Source organism: Streptomyces soli, from assembly GCF_003999195.1.
GTDB classification, from domain to species: domain Bacteria; phylum Actinomycetota; class Actinomycetes; order Streptomycetales; family Streptomycetaceae; genus Actinacidiphila; species Actinacidiphila soli.
In genome coordinates this window covers 51219-66825 of record NZ_RJVR01000294.1, presented here as the reverse complement: position 1 = coordinate 66825, position 15607 = coordinate 51219, and the positions used below count along the sequence as shown (strand labels likewise).

Genomic DNA, 15607 nt, shown 5'->3' with positions numbered 1-15607 from the left:
CGGGCTCCGTTCCGCGCTCGTCCGTACACCGACAATCGATGATGGATTAGTACCTGCCGAACTGATATACCAGACCATATGGTGCCTTTATCTCAGCGCCATAACGCCTGCGTGTCAGCCGCGTAACGCGCGGCCGTCCGCCCACCTCGATCGGAAGCAGCGGCAATGCAGATGGGTCTGGCGGACGAAGGCAGATCATTGGGGGCATCGCTGTCGGATCAGGCGTACGCCGCGATCCGCGATCTGCTCATCACCTTGGAGATTCCGCCCGGATCGCTCATCAACGAGGAAGCCCTGATGCGGCTCCTCGAGATGGGGCGCACACCGGTCCGCGAGGCGATCAAGCGGCTCGAGCTGGAGAAGCTCGCTGCGATCTACCCCCGCCGCGGCACCTTCGCGACGGACGTAAACATCACTGATCTGGGCCGCATCTCCGAAGTCCGCCTTCCGCTGGAGGGCCTGGCGGCGGCATCCGCCGCCAGCCGCGCGAGCCAGAACGACGTCGATGCCCTGGAGCGGATCCTGGACGCGCACCGCGACTCCGATGACAACCGACGGCTGCTGGAAATCGATGTGTCGCTGCACCGCGCTGTGTACCACGCCACGCGCAACCCCTATCTGGAGGCGACGCTTAACCAGTATCTCAACCTCTCGCTCCGCATGCTCTACCTCACCCTCGACCGCCTGCCGCATCTTGCCGCCCACCTCGCCGAACAGCGCGAACTGGTCAACGCCATCAAGGCCCACGACAGCGACCGGGCACAGGCGCTTGCCGTACAGCACTTGGCCGTCTTCGCTGACGAAATGCGAGCCGTGCTCTAGCCTGCGCGTTGCACTTGGGGCTGTGTCCGGATCTTGAGCGGAAACACGAAAGTGCCTTCTGAGCTGGGACGATGAGGCTTGTCTAGGGCTTCTGTCACCGCAGCAAGAAGGCACTTTCTGCGTGCACACTACCGGGTCGCGTCTCAAGCTCGTCGTCTCGGCCGACGGCCGCGGAGTGGTCAGCCATGCCGGATCCCGCCTGCTGGCGGACCTCGCCGACGCCACCGGCCTGACCGGCGCCTTTACCGACGCGGACAGGTCGCGCTGGGCTGGCTGCTGGCCAAGGGCGACGACGTCGTGCCGATCCCGGGCACCCAGCGCATCGCCTACGTGGAGGAGAACACTCTCGCGGCCGAGGTGTCCCTCACCGCCGAGGAAGTCGCGCAGCTCGACGCCATCACCGTCACGGACGACCGCCACGCCGACCGGCGGGGTAACTGGACCGACGGCGTCACGCCGCCCCTGCCCACCTGATCGGAGGTCCACGGCCGTTCGGAGTCCTTGCCGCGTACCGCGGCACCAACCTGCCGTCCGTGCCTTGAGTTTCATGAAGACGGTGGCCGTACCCGGGGGCGAACAGGTAGGGCCACCGTCGCCGTTCTCCCTAGAGCTGGCTCCCAGTCGCAGTTCGTGATGCAGATGGCAGCACCGGTGTGGAGACGGCCGCGTCCACCGATGATCATTGGGGCACATCGTGGTGCTGGCCATAACGCGAGCGGCCGCACCCCGCTGGCATCGCCTTCGAGGGTGGCCTGCTCGGCGACGTCGAAGCGCGGCAGCTTGTCGAAGTAGCCGATGACGAGGTCGATGCCGTGGTTGGTATCGCCGAGCCCGGTGTTTTGGGCGACGACGGCGGCGGCCGACGCCGGGCTGAGGCACGGGAGGCTGGCGGACGGTGCCCGCACAGCCGGCCCTCGTCCGTGAACAGGCCTCCAGGCGGAGCGGGTCGACGGGACCGAGCGTGGGGAAGGACATGATCGGCGCCTTGAGCGTGGCCGGTGGCACGGGCCACCGTAATGGGCGGCCACCGTAATGAGACGGTCAAGAAACCTTCCCAGCGGTGTGACCAGGCATAACCGAACTCCCGATGCGGTTGCCCGAAGCATGTATGTGGATGGCTCAAGCCGCCGGTAAAGCGCCGACAGCGCGTCGTCTCGCCCGCACCCGTTTCCCGTCACCGGTCCCGCACCACCGACACTCGGGCACCTGCCCCGTGCCGGTCGCCGGAGCACCGCCCTGCATGCCTGCCTTTCGGAGGACTCACGTATGACCCAACCGACGAACCAGCACACCGGGCCGGCAGCCCCCCGTGCTGCCATCCCACTGTCGGCGCTACCCGGCGACCCGGACAAGGAGCAGAGGGGCTCAGGAGCCCTCGTCCCGGTCCTCGCCTTCGCCGGCATCGTCGTGGCGGTCATGCAGACACTGCTCGTGCCAGTCATCAAGGACCTGCCGACCCTGCTGAACACCTCGCCCAGCAACGCCACCTGGGTGCTCACGTCAACGCTGCTCTCCGGCGCGGTGGCCACGCCGATCATGGGGCGACTCGGCGATCTGTACGGCAAGCGGCGGATGCTGGTCACCAGCCTCGCGGTGATGGTGGTGGGCTGCCTGATCGCCGGCTTCACCAGCGAGCTGCTCCTCGTGATCGTCGGCCGGGCCCTGCAGGGCTTCGCGATGGGCGCCATTCCGCTGGGTATCGGCCTGATGCGCGACAAGCTGCCACCCGAGAAGCTCGGCTCGGCGATGGCCCTGATGAGTTCGTCCGTCGGCGTCGGAGGCGGCCTCGCGCTGCCCGCCGCTGCGCTGGTCGCGCAGCACACGGACTGGCACGTCCTGTTCTTCGGCTCCGCCGGGCTCGGCGTCCTCTCGATCGCACTGACGCTGCTGGTCGTCCCGGAGTCCTCCTTGCGAGCCGAGGGCCGGTTCGACATCGCGGGCGCGCTCGGCCTCTCCGCCGGTCTCGTCCTGCTGCTGCTGCCGATCACCAAGGGCAGCGACTGGGGCTGGGGCTCACTCCCCACCCTGGGGCTGTTCGGCACGGCGATCGTGGCGCTTATCGGCTGGGGTGTGGTGCAGCTGCGCATGAAGGCTCCGCTGGTAGACCTGCGGACCACCGCTCGCCGTGAGGTGCTGCTCACCAACCTTGCCTCGATCATGGTCGGTGTCGCCTTCTACGCGATCTCGCTCGTGCTGCCCCAGTTGCTGCAGCTGCCCACATCGACCGGTTACGGCCTCGGGCAGTCCATGGTCGTGGCGGGCCTGTGCGTGGCACCGCTCGGCCTGACGATGATGTTCACCGCTCCGGTGTACGCACGTCTGTCGGCGAAGTACGGCCCCAAGACGACCCTGATGCTGGGCATGCTCATCATCGCGATTGGCTACGGCGCCGGTCTCGGTCTGATGAGCGCCGCCTGGCAGACCGTCATCATCTCCTTCATCGTCGGCGCGGGCATCGGCCTGGCGTACTCTTCGCTCCCGGCGCTGATCGTCGGCGCGGTCGACCCGTCCGAGACGGGCGCGGCCAACGGTCTCAACACCCTTATGCGGTCCATCGGTACGTCGGTATCGAGCGCCGTCATCGGAATGGTGCTGGCCAACACGGCGCAGCACGCCGGCTCTGTGACGGTACCGACGATGCACGGGTTCCGCGTCTCGTTCCTGATCGCCACAGCCGCGGTCGTCGTGGGGCTGCTGCTCGCGGTGGCCCTGCCCGCGCGAAAGAAGACCGCCGGACGGCAGCAAATCCGTGTATCCGGTGAGGCGAGCAGCGAACTGGGCGATGAGTCCGCCACGGGTCGGGCCGTCCTCCCGGCGGTCGTGGCCAACGACGGGTTCCACGGCCGGGTCGTGGACGTCGCCGGCGCCCCCGTGACCCGGGCGACAATCACCCTGATCGACAGCCGGGGCCGCAAGGCTGGCTCGACACTCTCCGACGACGAGGGCTACTTCGCGCTCACCGCGCCGGCCGACGGGCACTACGTCCTGTCCGCGCGTGCCGCCGGCCACGCCCCGCACGCGACATCGGCGTCGTTCCTCACCGAGGACCAACCGGTGGAGGTAGACCTTCGCCTGCCGGTCGTCAGCGCCGTACCGGCCTTCAGCGTTCCGGAGAGTCGAACCGTGGCACGCCGCTGAGCAGCAGGACGAACTCGGAGATGGCCTCGCCTCCGTCGGCGAGCATCACCGCCAGGTCAACCGCAATCCGTCCGGGGTCGTAGCCCGGCCCAGGCGGGCCAGCCGGTCTGTGCGGTCAGAAGTAGGCCACGGAGTTCCGCGACCGGGGGGGTCGAGGTGATCCGGCCGACGCGCGCGTCACCACGCAGCAGCTCGCCTTCCAGGGCGTACCGGTCGTCGTGCTTGGAAATCCCGGTGATCGTCGCCACGGCGAGCACCATGCCGTCGGGGTTGACGATCTGCACTTCGTCTTGGGCCAGGGCGCGGTCGGCAGATCGGGTGAGGGCGGACCGCGGTGGGCACACATGGTGTGCCCACCGCGGTCTTCGGACGGTGGTTCCGCTGTGGCTGTCGGGCCCCGGCTCAGCCGCAGCAGCCCGAGCTGCCCGTGCTGGACGGTCCGCCGCGGAGGTCGTCGTCGTGCCCGGCAGCGATCCGTGCCCATTGCGCGGTCGGCCGTCCGTCCTTGCGGAACTGCTGGCCGCGGGTCTTATACGGCTGCGGCCGGCCTGCCGGGGAGTCCTCCCAGATCTCCTGCCGTCCGTAGGCGGTCATGTCGAGGATGCCGTATGAGGGCTCCATGGGTTCGACGCCGCGGCCGGTGGTCCAGTACGTCTCGTAGACGCGGTCCTGATCGCGGAGGTAGCACGCCTTCATGCCGAAGTGGCGACCGGCGACGAGCCGTTCGTGGGACTCGGCGGGTACGGAGTACCAGGGCATCTCCCACCCCATGAAGCGGCGGTAGCGGTCGGACTCCTCGTAGGGGCCCTGGCAGAAGGCAGCGAAGGTGACGTCACGCTGGTGCAGATAGGACAGTTCGCGGACCTGGCCGGTGAAGAAGGTGCAGCCCTCGCACTGGTCGGCGGCGGGGCGGCCGTCGTGCCACATGTGATACGACGCGAACAGTTGCGTACGGCCATCGAAGACGTCGATCAGGGGGACTTCTCCGTTGCCTCCGACGAGCGGAGTCGACGGGTCTACCTCGGTCATGGGCAGCCGACGCCGCGCGGCAGCGATCGCGTCGCCCTCTCGGGTGTGCGCCTTCTCCCGGTCGCGCAGGGTGTCGATTGCGGCCAGCCACTCCAAGCGGGAGACGACCGGCGGCTTGTATACAGCAGTCATGTCCGTACTGACTCGACAGCCCGCAAAAACTCATCGGTGGGGCCCGAGGCGGGCAGACCAAGCGCCCGCAGCCTGTCCACGACCCGGGAGTTCCACACGGACCACGTCGACCAGGCGGGTCCATACGACGTAATCGTCGACTACACCGCTGGCCCCCGGCCGAAGCCGCGCTCCGCGCGGGTGCGCCAGGCGTGCGCTTGGTCCAGATCGGTGAACGGTCGGGCGACAGCATCGACATCCCGCCGTGGGGCGACTCGACCTACGAATGGCTCGATCACCCCGTCCGCGGCCGCCTGACGGCAGCACGAACGCCTGGGCGGTGCCCCGTCATCTCCCCCGTGGAGGGCGGGGCACCGCCGTTTCGCGGGCGCGTCAGCTGCAGCGCGACAGGGTGGCCCTGGTGTACGAAGCCAGCTTCCAGCCGTTGTCGTACAGGTAGTACTTGCCGGCCGACCGCCTGAAGACAACGTCCCGCTTGGTGCCGTCGTAGAAGACGTTGCCGCTGTTGCTGTAGAGCTTGTTGTCCGCCTTGCCGAAGGTTTTCGGGCCGACCTTGCCGTCGGCGGTGAGGCCGTGCGCCCTCTGCCACTTGACGGTGGCGTTCTTCGTGGCCCGGCCGAACCGGCAGTCGATGCCGGACGCGCTGAGGTACCCGTCCGCGTACAGCACGCCCTGCCACGCGGCCGCGAGATTGCTGTGCGCATAGGCGGTGGTGGACAGCGTGCCTTCGTCTCCCCAGTCGTTGGTGAGGGCACCGGTACCGTCGAGGTAGCCGTGGGCGGAGGTCGCCGAGGCGGTCGGGCCGAGAGCCAGACCTGAGCCGATCGCCAGGACGAAGGCGGCGATCGCGGTGTGCTTGCGTAGGGACATGTCTGTTCCTTCCGAGGCCGGCCCCCGATGGACGGCCTCTTGGTTGCGATGCCCATGAAGCTACGGAGGCGGGGATGCCGGGCGTCCCCCGCGGGGGAGAAGTTCCGCCGTTGTCGGTTTCTGACCTGAATTTCGCCGTCCGTCGCTTCCCTGTGAAATGTCCGGCTCTTCTCACCGGATGAGCTCCGGCGAGAAATTCTGGGCATCGTTCAGTTGCCTGCCTGGTGAGTCTGCTGGGGTGCCAGTGCCTGTGTCGTTCGCGGTGGACGCCAGCCGCTTAGCGCTGCGTGCCAATGTCGCTGTGCAGGACCGTGTTCTGAAACTCTTTGGGTGAAATGCCGTAAGCGGTGCGGAAGGCCCGTGTGAAGTCCGCAGGGCGGGTGAAACCCCACCTCCTGGCGGTGGCGTGGATGGGCCGGGTACACAGCAGGGGGTCGGCCAGGTCACGGCGGGCGCGTTCGAGACGTTGCTGGCGGATGTATGCGGCCGCCGTGGTGTCCTGGTTTTGGAAGAGGCGGTGCAGGGAGCGGGTGGAGATGTGGTGGGCGGCAGCGATCAGGCCGGGGCTGAGCTCGGGGTCGCCCAGGTGCTGCTGGATGAAGGCCTGGACGCGCAGGAACAGGGCGTGCTGGCGGCTTTCCAGCGCGAGTGTGCTGTGATCGTCGAGGCGCTGAGCCACAGTGGCCGCGAGCAGGTCGAGGATTATGGTCGACAGGCGGCCGGTGTCGGAAGGCCGGTACTGGTGCGCCTTGGCCGTCACCTGGGTGAGGAACTGTGCGAGTAGTTCGCCGAATCCCCGGTCGCCCGGTATCCGGGTGGCGATCAGGCGGTCGACGCGATTGGGCCGGATCGGCACGAGGGTTTTCGGGACCTGAGCCACAATATGAGCCACGGCCCCGGTCTCGGATGCCGCCCATCCGTCGAATGGCCGAGAGGAGTCGTAGAGCACCAGGTCGCCGGTGCCTAGAGCCACCTCATGGCCGGAGTGGGACAGTCCCATCCTTCCGTGCACCGTCAGAGACAACTGGTAGTACTCGGGATCGTTTTGCCGGATCAGCTTCGGTGTCCGCGCGCTGGTCAGCGGCAGGTACCTCATGGACGTGATCTGCCCGGCTCCGAGGTCCAGCACCTCGGCCGCCGCTCGGAAGTCGGCTGCGTGGGCGCTGCCCAGCACGGTAGGAATCAGCGTGGCCACCGTAACATCGTGCCACCACGTGAACCGGTCGGCTGGCAGCAGGCGGTCAGTGGTGTAGCTAGTCACGGTCATTCGATCTCCCCCTGTTCAAAGTCAGCGTGGCTTCGCTCGAACGCCGGCTCCCGCTCGGTGTTGCTGGCCTTGACCTCAAGCCAGCCGCCGTCGGGGAGAGGGGTGCTATAGCGTGGCGTAGTGCCATCAGGCCCAGTTGGCTCACGGATACTCGGGGGCGGCCGCGCTCTGCGCTGCGGCGAGGGCAGCCCGCAGACGTGGCTCCCACAGCCGGGCCGGTCGCTACCGACCAGCCTGGGCGAGAGCGGCAGGCTGGGCCATGCCGCCGGGCACGTGGCTGGGGCGGTGTTGAAGGTCCGCTCAGGGCTTCCTGGCCACGCCCGTGTAGAACGATGCCTCGGCGTCCGTGACGTCGGTCAGGGGCTGGCCGGGGTCGGGCTTCCAGCGGTGCGGTACCTCCAGGCCCGGCTCGAGGAGTTCCAAGCCGTCGAAGAACCGTGCGATTTCGCCTGCGGAGCGCACCTGCGCAGGTATGCCGCCTCTGCGGTAGACGTCGGCGATTTTCTCCCACGTCTCGGGGGCGAAATCCCCTGTGCAGTGTGAGAGGACGAGGTAGCTGCCCGAGGGCAGGGCGTCGACCAGAGCTGCGACGAGGTCGTACGGCTTGAATTCGTCCGGGACGAAGTGCAGCACGGCGTTGAGCGAGAGCGCCACCGGCCGGTTCAAATCGAGGGTGGCGTGCAACTCGGTGGCGGTCAGGATGGACTCGGGCTCCCGCACATCGGCATGGATGTAGGCCGTGCGGCCCTCGGCGGTACTGCGCAGCAGCGTCCGGGCGTGGGTGAGGACGATCGGATCATTATCGGCATAGACGATCCTGGCATCCGGGGCGACGTCCTGAGCGATCTGATGGAGGTTCGGCTCGGTCGGGATGCCGGTGCCGATGTCGAGGAACTGACGGATGCCTGCTTCGGCGGCCAGCCAGCGGGTCGCGCGGTGCATGAACAGCCGGTTGACCTGCGCGCATGTCTTGATGCTGGGGAAGACGGACACGACATTGGACGCGGCCGCCCGGTCGACCTCGTAATGGTCCTTGCCGCCGAGGTAGAAGTCGTACATTCGGGCCGGGTGCGGGTTGCTGGTGTCTATGTCGGCGGCGGGAAAGCCCTGGTCGGTCACGCGGTCCTCCGGTGGTCTTTCAAATCGTGCGAGTGTGCGACCTGCTGGTAGGACAGTCCGGCCTTCCCCCGCAGGTCCTGGAGCTGCCTTTCGAGCACCATGCGTAAAGCGGTGGGGGCACCGCCCGACCGCGCGTCACTCAGGCGAGCCGCCTCTGCGATCTTCATGTCCCAAGTCTGCCATGGAAGTTGCCGGAGGTCAGGGTCCGTATTGCGGGATCTCAAAGGCCGTTGGGACTCGCGTTCCTGGGATTCGGCGTACTCGTGGGCTTTCTGGTCTGGTGGCGCCGGTTCGGCACCCGCCTGACTGACACCAGCGGGCCGGCCGACCCCGTCCGGGTTCTGATCGCCGACGACCAGGAGATGGTGCGCACCGGCTTCCGGCTGATCCTCCAGACCCAGCGCGGCATGGAGGTCGTGGGCGAGGCGGCCGACGGCGCGGAGGGCCTGGAGGCTGCGCCCCGACGTGTGCCTCGTCGACATCCGGATGCCGAAGCTCGACGGGCTGGAGGTGACCCGGTTTGGCCGGCTGCCATCCGCCACTCCCCCTCGCTCCGGTCCGCTACTTGCCATTCTTCAGTTGGCCGTAGTCGAAGCTCACCGTGTCGCCGTTCACTCCGGTCACGGAGATCGCCATCGTCTTTCGCACGCCCTTGAAGACAGCGGTGCACCGCACGGTGTCATCCATCGTCGCGCGCAGCCCGCGCGGGCAGCTCACGGACTGCGGTGCCTGGTCGCCGCTGAGGAAGTGGGCGTAGTTGGCCTTGGCCAGCTTCTCGACCTCCGCACGCGGCACCATGTGGTCCGCTCCGCTCGCGGTGGCGACCGACGCGTTGTCCAGAAAGTTCCAGGCACACACCGCGTCGGCCGCCAGAGCCTTGGCCACCGGCCCCCACAGAGTGCGGTTGAACGGATGACCATGAACGAGGACGACCGGCAGCCCGTCCCACGGCCCCTGGTCGTCGTAGTGCATCGTGGCATCGTTCAACGCTATGCGGCTCATGCCGGACACCCTAACGTCGTGATCAGCGATGGCTCCCGTTGAGCAATTGTCAGATTCCATGGAACAGTTGAGGTTGTTCATGCCGCGAGGGTTTCGGGGTTCGACGAGGTGGCCGCGTTCGAAGCGGGCTCCGGCCCGGACGAGGGCGACGAGGTGGGGTGCGTTCGCGGCCCGCCAGCGGGCTTGGGCGGACTCGAGCAGTTTGAAGACCACGGCCAGTCCGGCGGCCCGGCTGCCGGCGCCCTTGGTGACCTTCGTGCGCAGGCGCACCGTCGCGAAGGTCGACCCGAATGTCCTCGCGGACCTGCGTAGCACCAGTGGCCGTGCCCCGCACGAGGGCGACAGCGGCGGCGATTACTGCGCCAGCATCCGCGTCCAGCCCTTCCCGGCCCGTACCTGACCCCCCGGATGCGTACCGAACCGCCGCCCTGGCTGGCGTCACCGCGTCGGTCGCGCTCGCCCGGACCGCGTACGCCTTCAAGGCCGGCGCCTGGTCGCTGTCCGTCTCCCGGCACCAGATCGAGCAGTCCCCCAAGGTCCGCCGCTCCTGCCCCTGCTGCCACGGCGACGGCGGCTGGTGGACCGGCGGCCCGTTCCCGGAGATGGATGCGTGCGGCTGCTGAGCAGATCGCCGAGCTCTCCGCATCCGGCTGCTTCGACCCGCCCCCTTCCTCGACGAACCGCCGTTCTGAGCCGCCGGTCCGCGTGACTCAGCCCGCAATGCGACTCCATCAGCTGGTTCAGCAGGATCAGCATGTAGAGCGCGGAGAACACCTCCACCAGTACCTTTGGCGGGTCGACACGGGGCAGCAGCGCGTTCACCGCCGCCCGCAGATCGAGCAAAGAAGCCGGTTCGGGCTCCGGCTCCAGCGCGGCGAAGTGCAGACGGCCGTCGTCGTCGAAAACGATCTGAGCGTTGTCCGGCAGACGCAAGGCGACCTCCCGGTAGGTGCCGCGCCGGCCCCACGGCACGCACCGCGATCCGCGCCGCCCGGTCCCTGGCCCGGCAGCGAGCCTGGTCCCTGGCCTGCCGGGCCAGGCGGCCACCCTTCCGGGTTTCCGGCACGTGAACAGATCCCGGAAACGGGAATAGAGAGCTCCGGGCGCGGGGTTGATCTTGCTTATGACTGATCTGCGTAAGCTGGGCAATTCTGACCTCCAGGTTTTCCCGCTCTCCCTCGGCGGCAACGTCTTCGGCTGGACCGCGGACGAGGCGGAGTCCTTCGCCGTACTCGACGCGTATGCCGCCGCCGGCGGCAATTTCATAGACACCGCCGACGTCTACTCCGAGTGGGCACCGGGCAACAAGGGCGGTGAGTCGGAGACGATCATCGGCAGGTGGACGGCCGCCCGCGGCAACCGCTCCGACATCATCGTCGCCACCAAGGTGGGTCAACACTCGGACTACAAGGGGCTTGCCCCGGCCACCATCAAGGCTGGCGCCGAGGAGTCGCTGCGCCGGCTGGGCTCGGATTACATCGACCTCTATTACACGCACTTCGACGACCCGACCGTGCCGGTCGAGGACATCATCACCGCCCTCGACCAGCTGGTGAAGGAGGGCAAGGTCCGCGCCATCGCGGCCTCCAACATCACCGGGGAGCGGCTGGCCGCGTCGCTGGCCTTCTCGGAGAGTGAGGGATTGGCCCGGTACGTGGCACTTCAGCCCCACTACAACCTGGTCTCCCGCGACACCTATGAGGGTCCGCTCCGGGACACCGTCGCCGAGTACGGCCTCTCGGCCGTTCCTTACTGGGCACTCGCCTCCGGCTTCCTGACCGGCAAGTACCGTCCGGGCACCCCGGTGGACAGCGCGCGGGCCGAGGGCGCGGGCAAGTACCTCGAGTCCGAGCGGGGTCTCAGGGTCCTGGCCGCGCTGGACAAGATTGCCGAGGCCCACGAGGCCGAGGTCGCGAGCGTCGCGCTGGCCTGGCTGGCGGCGCAGCCGACCGTCGTCGCGCCGATCGCCTCCGCGCGGACGACCGCGCAGCTGCCCGCACTACTGGCGGGAGTGGAGCTGGATCTGACCGCCGAGGAACTGGCGGAGCTCACTGCCGCTTCCGCCTGAGGCACGCGCCTGACGCCTGGCCCGGCGTACACGCCGGGCCAGGGGCCGTGCTGCGGCCATGCCGCGTTGGAAGGCCTGCCACGATCCGCGCCGCTGGGTGAGCCCGTCGAAGCTCTCCTGCGTCGCGCCGTAGACGCTCACCACCAGCCGGTATGCCGGGTAGGCCTCGAACATCTCGAGCAACTGGCGGAGGATGGCGAGCATCTGCTTGCCCAGGGCCTGCTCGACCAGGGGCGGCTGGTGGGCGTAGTCGCCGCGGAAGACCTCGCGAGTCGCTCCACTTCGGCCTCGATGCCGCGCTGACGGCCGGCCCGCGTACGTCCTTGGTCGGAGCACAGGATCAGGCCGGGGCCACCGACGCGTCCGGCGAATGCCCAGGTGAGCGACCGGGTTCGAGTCCCATTTCGGACCCGGACGTTAAACGACAGGCTTAGCTTGGCTTTAAACCCCACCAAGAAACGATCTTGGTGGGGTTTAAAGCCAAGCTAAGCGGTAGGCGTCGTCGTCCGCGCCGACGGCCTCAGTAGTGGATGGTGCCTCGGGTACCGCCGCTCGCGACGATCGGATCGCCGTTCAGCGCGACGCTCTTCGGGCTGGCGAGGAAGGTGACCACAGCCGCGACCTCCTGCGCGGTCACCAGACGGCCGATCGACACCGTCGACCCCATCGCCCGCTCCACCTCCTCCACGCTGGTGCCTCGGGCGTCGGCCATAGCGGTGAGCACCTGCGTCGTCTGCTCGGTACGCGTCGCGCCAGGGTGTACGACCACGACGTTCACGCCTTGAGGGCCGAGTTCATCCGCGAGGTTCTTGCTCAGTGCGGCCACTGCGACGTTACGTACGGATCCGACCACCGAACCCGTCTGGCGTGCGGCAAGGCCGGCGACGTTGATGATGCGACCCCAGCCCTGAGCGGTCATGAGGGGCGCAAAGGCACGTGCCGTGCGTAGGTATCCCTGGACCTTGACATTGATCTCGCCTTCCAACGCGTCCTCGGAGAAACCTCCGGTGTTAGGGGTGGCTGCGGCATTGACGAGAATGTCGACGCCTCCGAACTGCCGGACGACCTCCCCGGCCATCGCGGCCACGGACTGGTCGTCCCCGGTGTCGGCAGGTACACCGATCACTCGGCGGCCGCTCTCCGCAGCGACCTGCTCGGCAGCCCTCGTAAGAGCGTCGTTGTCTCGCGCGACAAGTGCCACATCGGCCCCCTCGGCTGCCAATGCCCGGCCGATTGCCAGACCGATCCCCCGGCTCCCGCCAGTGACAACGGCACGCCGACCAGTCAGTTCAAGATCCACCGTGATTCCCTTTCAGCGCTCCCCGCATGATCCTCAAGCACCTGGACCCGCCCCTGTGTTCCCGCGGCCGGTCCGCACCGCTTCGGTCAGTTCGCTCCGGTAGTCCGTGTACGTGGTACGCAGGGCCGGCGCGGGCCAGTCGGCGGGCAGGAGTTCGTCGGGCAGGACGGGGTCGGTGAGCAGATGCCGGACCATGGCCGCGGCGGTGGCGAAGCGATCGGCCGGCCGCTCCACCGCCGCGAAGTGGGTGAGGAGAGCGTTGGCCGTTTCGGCCCACGTGTCGAGCGCCCACAGACTCGTGGCCAGGGCGCGCGAGGGCTGCTCGGGCCTGGCGGTGAAGCACTGGGCGAGTTCTGCGACGTGGCTGGGCCGTGGCCGCAGCAGATTGGCAGGCCGGAGCCATACTCCTTCGCGCAGTTCCGCCAGCCGAAGGCCGGACAACTCGGCGCGGAGTTCGGCTCGTTCGGCCGGCTCGCGTCCTGTCGCGGTGACGACGAGGATCTCCCAGTCGCCGTTCCACGCCCGGGTCCTGGGGTGGACGGCGTCGTCCACGCGGCGTTGACGCTGCAGCAGCCTGTCGCTGAGCCGGTAGACCGTGTCCGTACGGTGCAGGTCACCCGCCGCCACCATCCGGCTGAGCGCGGCCCGCAGTGCCGAGCCGGCGACTCCGAACGGTTCCACGGTGCGGACCAGGTCCCGTACCGGAAGCTCGGGCGGGTGGAGGCCCAGCAGCAGGCTCAGGACGACCGACCGCGCGGACAAGGGGCGCAGACCGACCTCGCCCGGCGACAGTGACGCGTTCATCCGCATGGACGGCATTGTGCCCGGCCAGGGGCACGAGCGCGCAGGCAGGTGGGGATCCGCACCACACCTCCGTATTACATGATTGCTTCAGTTGTAGAAATAGTGCAACACTGGCCGCATGGTCCCGATACTCGCACGCGAGCAGTCCGACACGCATGAGGTCACCAACCAGTCCCCGCCGCTCACCCCGTATGACGCGTCCGACGACGCGGCCCTGCTGGAGGGGCTGCGCCGCGAGGGTGCCGACTGGGCCGAAAAGGACGTCCGGCGGCTCGGCCGCCTGGCAGGCGGCGAAGAGGCCCAGCAGTGGGGCGAGCAGGCCAACCGGTACGAACCGGAACTGCGGACGCACGACCGCTACGGCAACCGGATCGACGAGGTCGACTTCCACCCGAGCTGGCATCACCTGCTGGAGGTCGCGATCGCCGAGGGCCTGGGCGCCGCGCCCTGGGCCGACGACCGCCCCGGAGCCCATGTCGCCCGCACCGCCGGCGGTCTGGTGTGGGGGCACACCGACGCCGGGCACGGCTGCCCGACGTCGATGACCTACGCGGCCGTGCCCGCCCTGCGCCGGCAGCCGGACCTCGCCGCGATCTACGAACCCCTGCTGGTCAGCCGGGTCTACGACCCGGGGCTGCGGGCGCCGACCGGCAAGCGCGGACTGCTCGCAGGCATGGGCATGACCGAGAAGCAGGGCGGCTCCGACGTCCGTACCAACGCCACCGTCGCCACGCCCACCGTCGAGCCCGGCGTGTACACCCTGCGCGGGCACAAGTGGTTCACCTCGGCGCCGATGTGCGACCTGTTCCTGGTCCTCGCACAGGCAGCCCCCTCCGGAGACAAGGGCGGCCTGTCCTGCTTCCTGGTACCGCGGATCCTGCCCGACGGCACCCGCAACACGTTCCGCATCCAGCGCCTCAAGGACAAGCTGGGCAACCGCTCCAACGCCTCTTCCGAGCCGGAGTTCGACGGCACCGTTGCCTGGCTGGTCGGCCCCGAGGGACAGGGCGTCAAGACCATCATCGAAATGGTCAACTGCACGCGCCTGGACTGCGTGATGCTCACGGCGACGCTCATGCGGAAGACCCTGGTCGAGGCGGGCCATCACGTGCAGCATCGTGCCGCCTTCGGAGCGCCGCTGATCGACCAGCCCCTCATGCGCAACGTACTGGCCGATCTCGCCCTGGAGTCCGAAGCCGCCACAACGCTCACGCTGCGGCTGGCCGGTGCGGCCGACCGCGCGATCCGCGGCGACGAGCACGAGGCGGCATTCCGCCGGATCGCGACCGCCGTCGGCAAGTACTGGGTCACCAAGCGGGGCCCGGCCTTCACCGCCGAAGCCCTCGAGTGCCTCGGCGGCAACGGGTACGTCGAGGAGTCCGGCATGCCCCGCCACTACCGCGAGGCTCCCCTGCTCTCCATCTGGGAGGGGTCGGGCAACGTCAACGCCCTCGACGTCCTGCGCGCCCTAGGACGGGCCCCCGCCACGGCCGAGGCCCTGTTCTCGGAGCTCTCCCTGGCGCGCGGCGCCGACGCCCGCCTGGACGCCGCCGTGCGCCGGCTCAAGGACCAGCTGTCCGGCCTGGCAGGCGGCGTGGAGGGCGTCCAGTCCGGAGCCCGTCGGCTCGTGGAGCTGATGGCGCTGACCCTGCAGGCCTCGCTCCTGGTCCGCCACGCGCCGCCCGCGGTCGCCGACGCCTTCTGCACGACCCGACTCGGAGGCGACTGGGGGCACGCGTTCGGCACCCTTCCCGCCTCCGCCGACCTCGACGCGATCCTCGCCCGCGCCCTACCCGCCACGGCCTGAGGACCCACGAAACGCGAATGGTGCTGGTCGAGACCCGGACGCGTTCCGCACACGTGGGCGGCCCGAGCGGGGAGCCTGGGATGAGCACGACCGTGGCGGCGGTGAGCACAAGGCCGGTAAAGACGGCGTAGAAGCCCTTGGCGCCGCGTACGCCGCGGACGGCGGCCCGCCGCCGAGGGGGCGGCGGCGGGCCGCTGCCTCACTGTGGCACACCAGGAGTAGTCAGGCTGTCGGAGACCGGGCGTCCGG

The 15607-nt window shown here is 68.7% G+C and carries 14 protein-coding genes and 5 pseudogenes; 8 read left to right on the top strand and 11 right to left on the bottom strand.

Annotated features, from left to right (window positions below):
* Positions 1-165: 165 nt before the first annotated feature.
* The 4 genes and pseudogenes from EFK10_RS33060 (at position 166) to EFK10_RS33050 (ending at position 3960) form a co-directional block, all read left to right on the top strand.
* On the top strand, positions 166-822 hold the full coding sequence (locus EFK10_RS33060) for a GntR family transcriptional regulator (protein WP_127359334.1): 657 nt from the start codon (positions 166-168) through the stop codon (positions 820-822).
* Positions 823-943: 121 nt separating this feature from the next.
* Positions 944-1090: pseudogene (locus EFK10_RS53820) on the top strand (IS1380 family transposase); the annotation flags it as partial.
* Between the two features lie 29 nt (positions 1091-1119).
* On the top strand, positions 1120-1296 hold the full coding sequence (locus EFK10_RS48950) for a hypothetical protein (protein ID WP_206305684.1): 177 nt from the start codon (positions 1120-1122) through the stop codon (positions 1294-1296).
* Between the two features lie 942 nt (positions 1297-2238).
* Complete coding sequence (locus tag EFK10_RS33050; RefSeq protein WP_407647197.1) at positions 2239-3960, top strand: MFS transporter; 1722 nt, start codon at positions 2239-2241, stop codon at positions 3958-3960.
* A gap of 56 nt (positions 3961-4016) precedes the next feature.
* Here EFK10_RS33050 and EFK10_RS33045 read toward each other — a convergent pair whose 3' ends face one another.
* From EFK10_RS33045 to EFK10_RS33025, 5 genes are all read right to left on the bottom strand, one after another.
* Positions 4017-4304, bottom strand: a complete 288-nt coding sequence (locus tag EFK10_RS33045; protein ID WP_127359331.1) for a hypothetical protein — start codon at positions 4302-4304, stop codon at positions 4017-4019.
* A 58-nt stretch (positions 4305-4362) separates the two neighbouring features.
* Entirely contained in the window at positions 4363-5121 is a 759-nt protein-coding gene (locus EFK10_RS33040; protein WP_127359330.1) for a DUF899 family protein, read from the bottom strand.
* A 372-nt stretch (positions 5122-5493) separates the two neighbouring features.
* Positions 5494-5991 carry a peptidoglycan-binding domain-containing protein gene (locus EFK10_RS33035; RefSeq protein WP_127359329.1) on the bottom strand — a complete coding sequence of 166 codons (498 nt, stop codon included), beginning with the start codon at positions 5989-5991 and terminating at the stop codon, positions 5494-5496.
* Between the two features lie 277 nt (positions 5992-6268).
* Positions 6269-7258 carry an AraC-like ligand-binding domain-containing protein gene (locus tag EFK10_RS33030; protein WP_127359328.1) on the bottom strand — a complete coding sequence of 330 codons (990 nt, stop codon included), beginning with the start codon at positions 7256-7258 and terminating at the stop codon, positions 6269-6271.
* 300 nt (positions 7259-7558) lie between these two features.
* A complete protein-coding gene (locus EFK10_RS33025) occupies positions 7559-8377 on the bottom strand; it encodes an SAM-dependent methyltransferase (RefSeq protein WP_265737582.1) in 819 nt (272 codons plus the stop codon).
* Positions 8378-8739: 362 nt separating this feature from the next.
* On the opposite strand from EFK10_RS33025, the pseudogene EFK10_RS51175 reads away from it, so the two are divergent.
* Positions 8740-8926: pseudogene (locus EFK10_RS51175) on the top strand (response regulator); the annotation flags it as partial.
* A gap of 12 nt (positions 8927-8938) precedes the next feature.
* Here EFK10_RS51175 and EFK10_RS52340 read toward each other — a convergent pair.
* Both EFK10_RS52340 and EFK10_RS51165 read right to left on the bottom strand, forming a co-directional pair.
* Positions 8939-9349 (bottom strand): DUF4333 domain-containing protein, encoded by a 411-nt coding sequence (locus tag EFK10_RS52340; protein ID WP_265737584.1) that lies wholly within the window; start codon positions 9347-9349, stop codon positions 8939-8941.
* A 129-nt stretch (positions 9350-9478) separates the two neighbouring features.
* Positions 9479-9667: pseudogene (locus EFK10_RS51165) on the bottom strand (IS256 family transposase); the annotation flags it as partial.
* Positions 9668-9702: 35 nt separating this feature from the next.
* Here EFK10_RS51165 and EFK10_RS33005 point away from each other — a divergent pair.
* Positions 9703-10002: a hypothetical protein gene (locus tag EFK10_RS33005; protein WP_407647198.1), complete on the top strand. Its 300-nt coding sequence runs from the start codon at positions 9703-9705 to the stop codon at positions 10000-10002.
* A 142-nt stretch (positions 10003-10144) separates the two neighbouring features.
* Here EFK10_RS33005 and EFK10_RS53545 read toward each other — a convergent pair.
* A pseudogene (locus EFK10_RS53545) lies at positions 10145-10333 on the bottom strand (hypothetical protein); the annotation flags it as partial.
* A gap of 169 nt (positions 10334-10502) precedes the next feature.
* Here EFK10_RS53545 and EFK10_RS32995 point away from each other — a divergent pair.
* Positions 10503-11447: an aldo/keto reductase gene (locus EFK10_RS32995; RefSeq protein ID WP_127359326.1), complete on the top strand. Its 945-nt coding sequence runs from the start codon at positions 10503-10505 to the stop codon at positions 11445-11447.
* A gap of 48 nt (positions 11448-11495) precedes the next feature.
* On the opposite strand, the pseudogene EFK10_RS53815 reads toward EFK10_RS32995, so the two are convergent.
* The 3 genes and pseudogenes from EFK10_RS53815 to EFK10_RS32980 form a co-directional block, all read right to left on the bottom strand.
* Positions 11496-11761 (bottom strand): annotated as a pseudogene (locus tag EFK10_RS53815) (hypothetical protein); the annotation flags it as partial.
* A gap of 206 nt (positions 11762-11967) precedes the next feature.
* Entirely contained in the window at positions 11968-12747 is a 780-nt protein-coding gene (locus EFK10_RS32985) for an SDR family NAD(P)-dependent oxidoreductase (RefSeq protein ID WP_127359325.1), read from the bottom strand.
* A 33-nt stretch (positions 12748-12780) separates the two neighbouring features.
* The gene (locus EFK10_RS32980; RefSeq protein WP_127359324.1) at positions 12781-13557 is read right to left on the bottom strand and encodes a PaaX family transcriptional regulator C-terminal domain-containing protein; all 777 of its coding nucleotides are present in this window, start codon (positions 13555-13557) and stop codon (positions 12781-12783) included.
* A 112-nt stretch (positions 13558-13669) separates the two neighbouring features.
* Here EFK10_RS32980 and EFK10_RS32975 point away from each other — a divergent pair, with 112 nt between their 5' ends.
* On the top strand, positions 13670-15358 hold the full coding sequence (locus EFK10_RS32975; RefSeq protein ID WP_127359323.1) for a DNA alkylation response protein: 1689 nt from the start codon (positions 13670-13672) through the stop codon (positions 15356-15358).
* Positions 15359-15607: the final 249 nt, after the last annotated feature.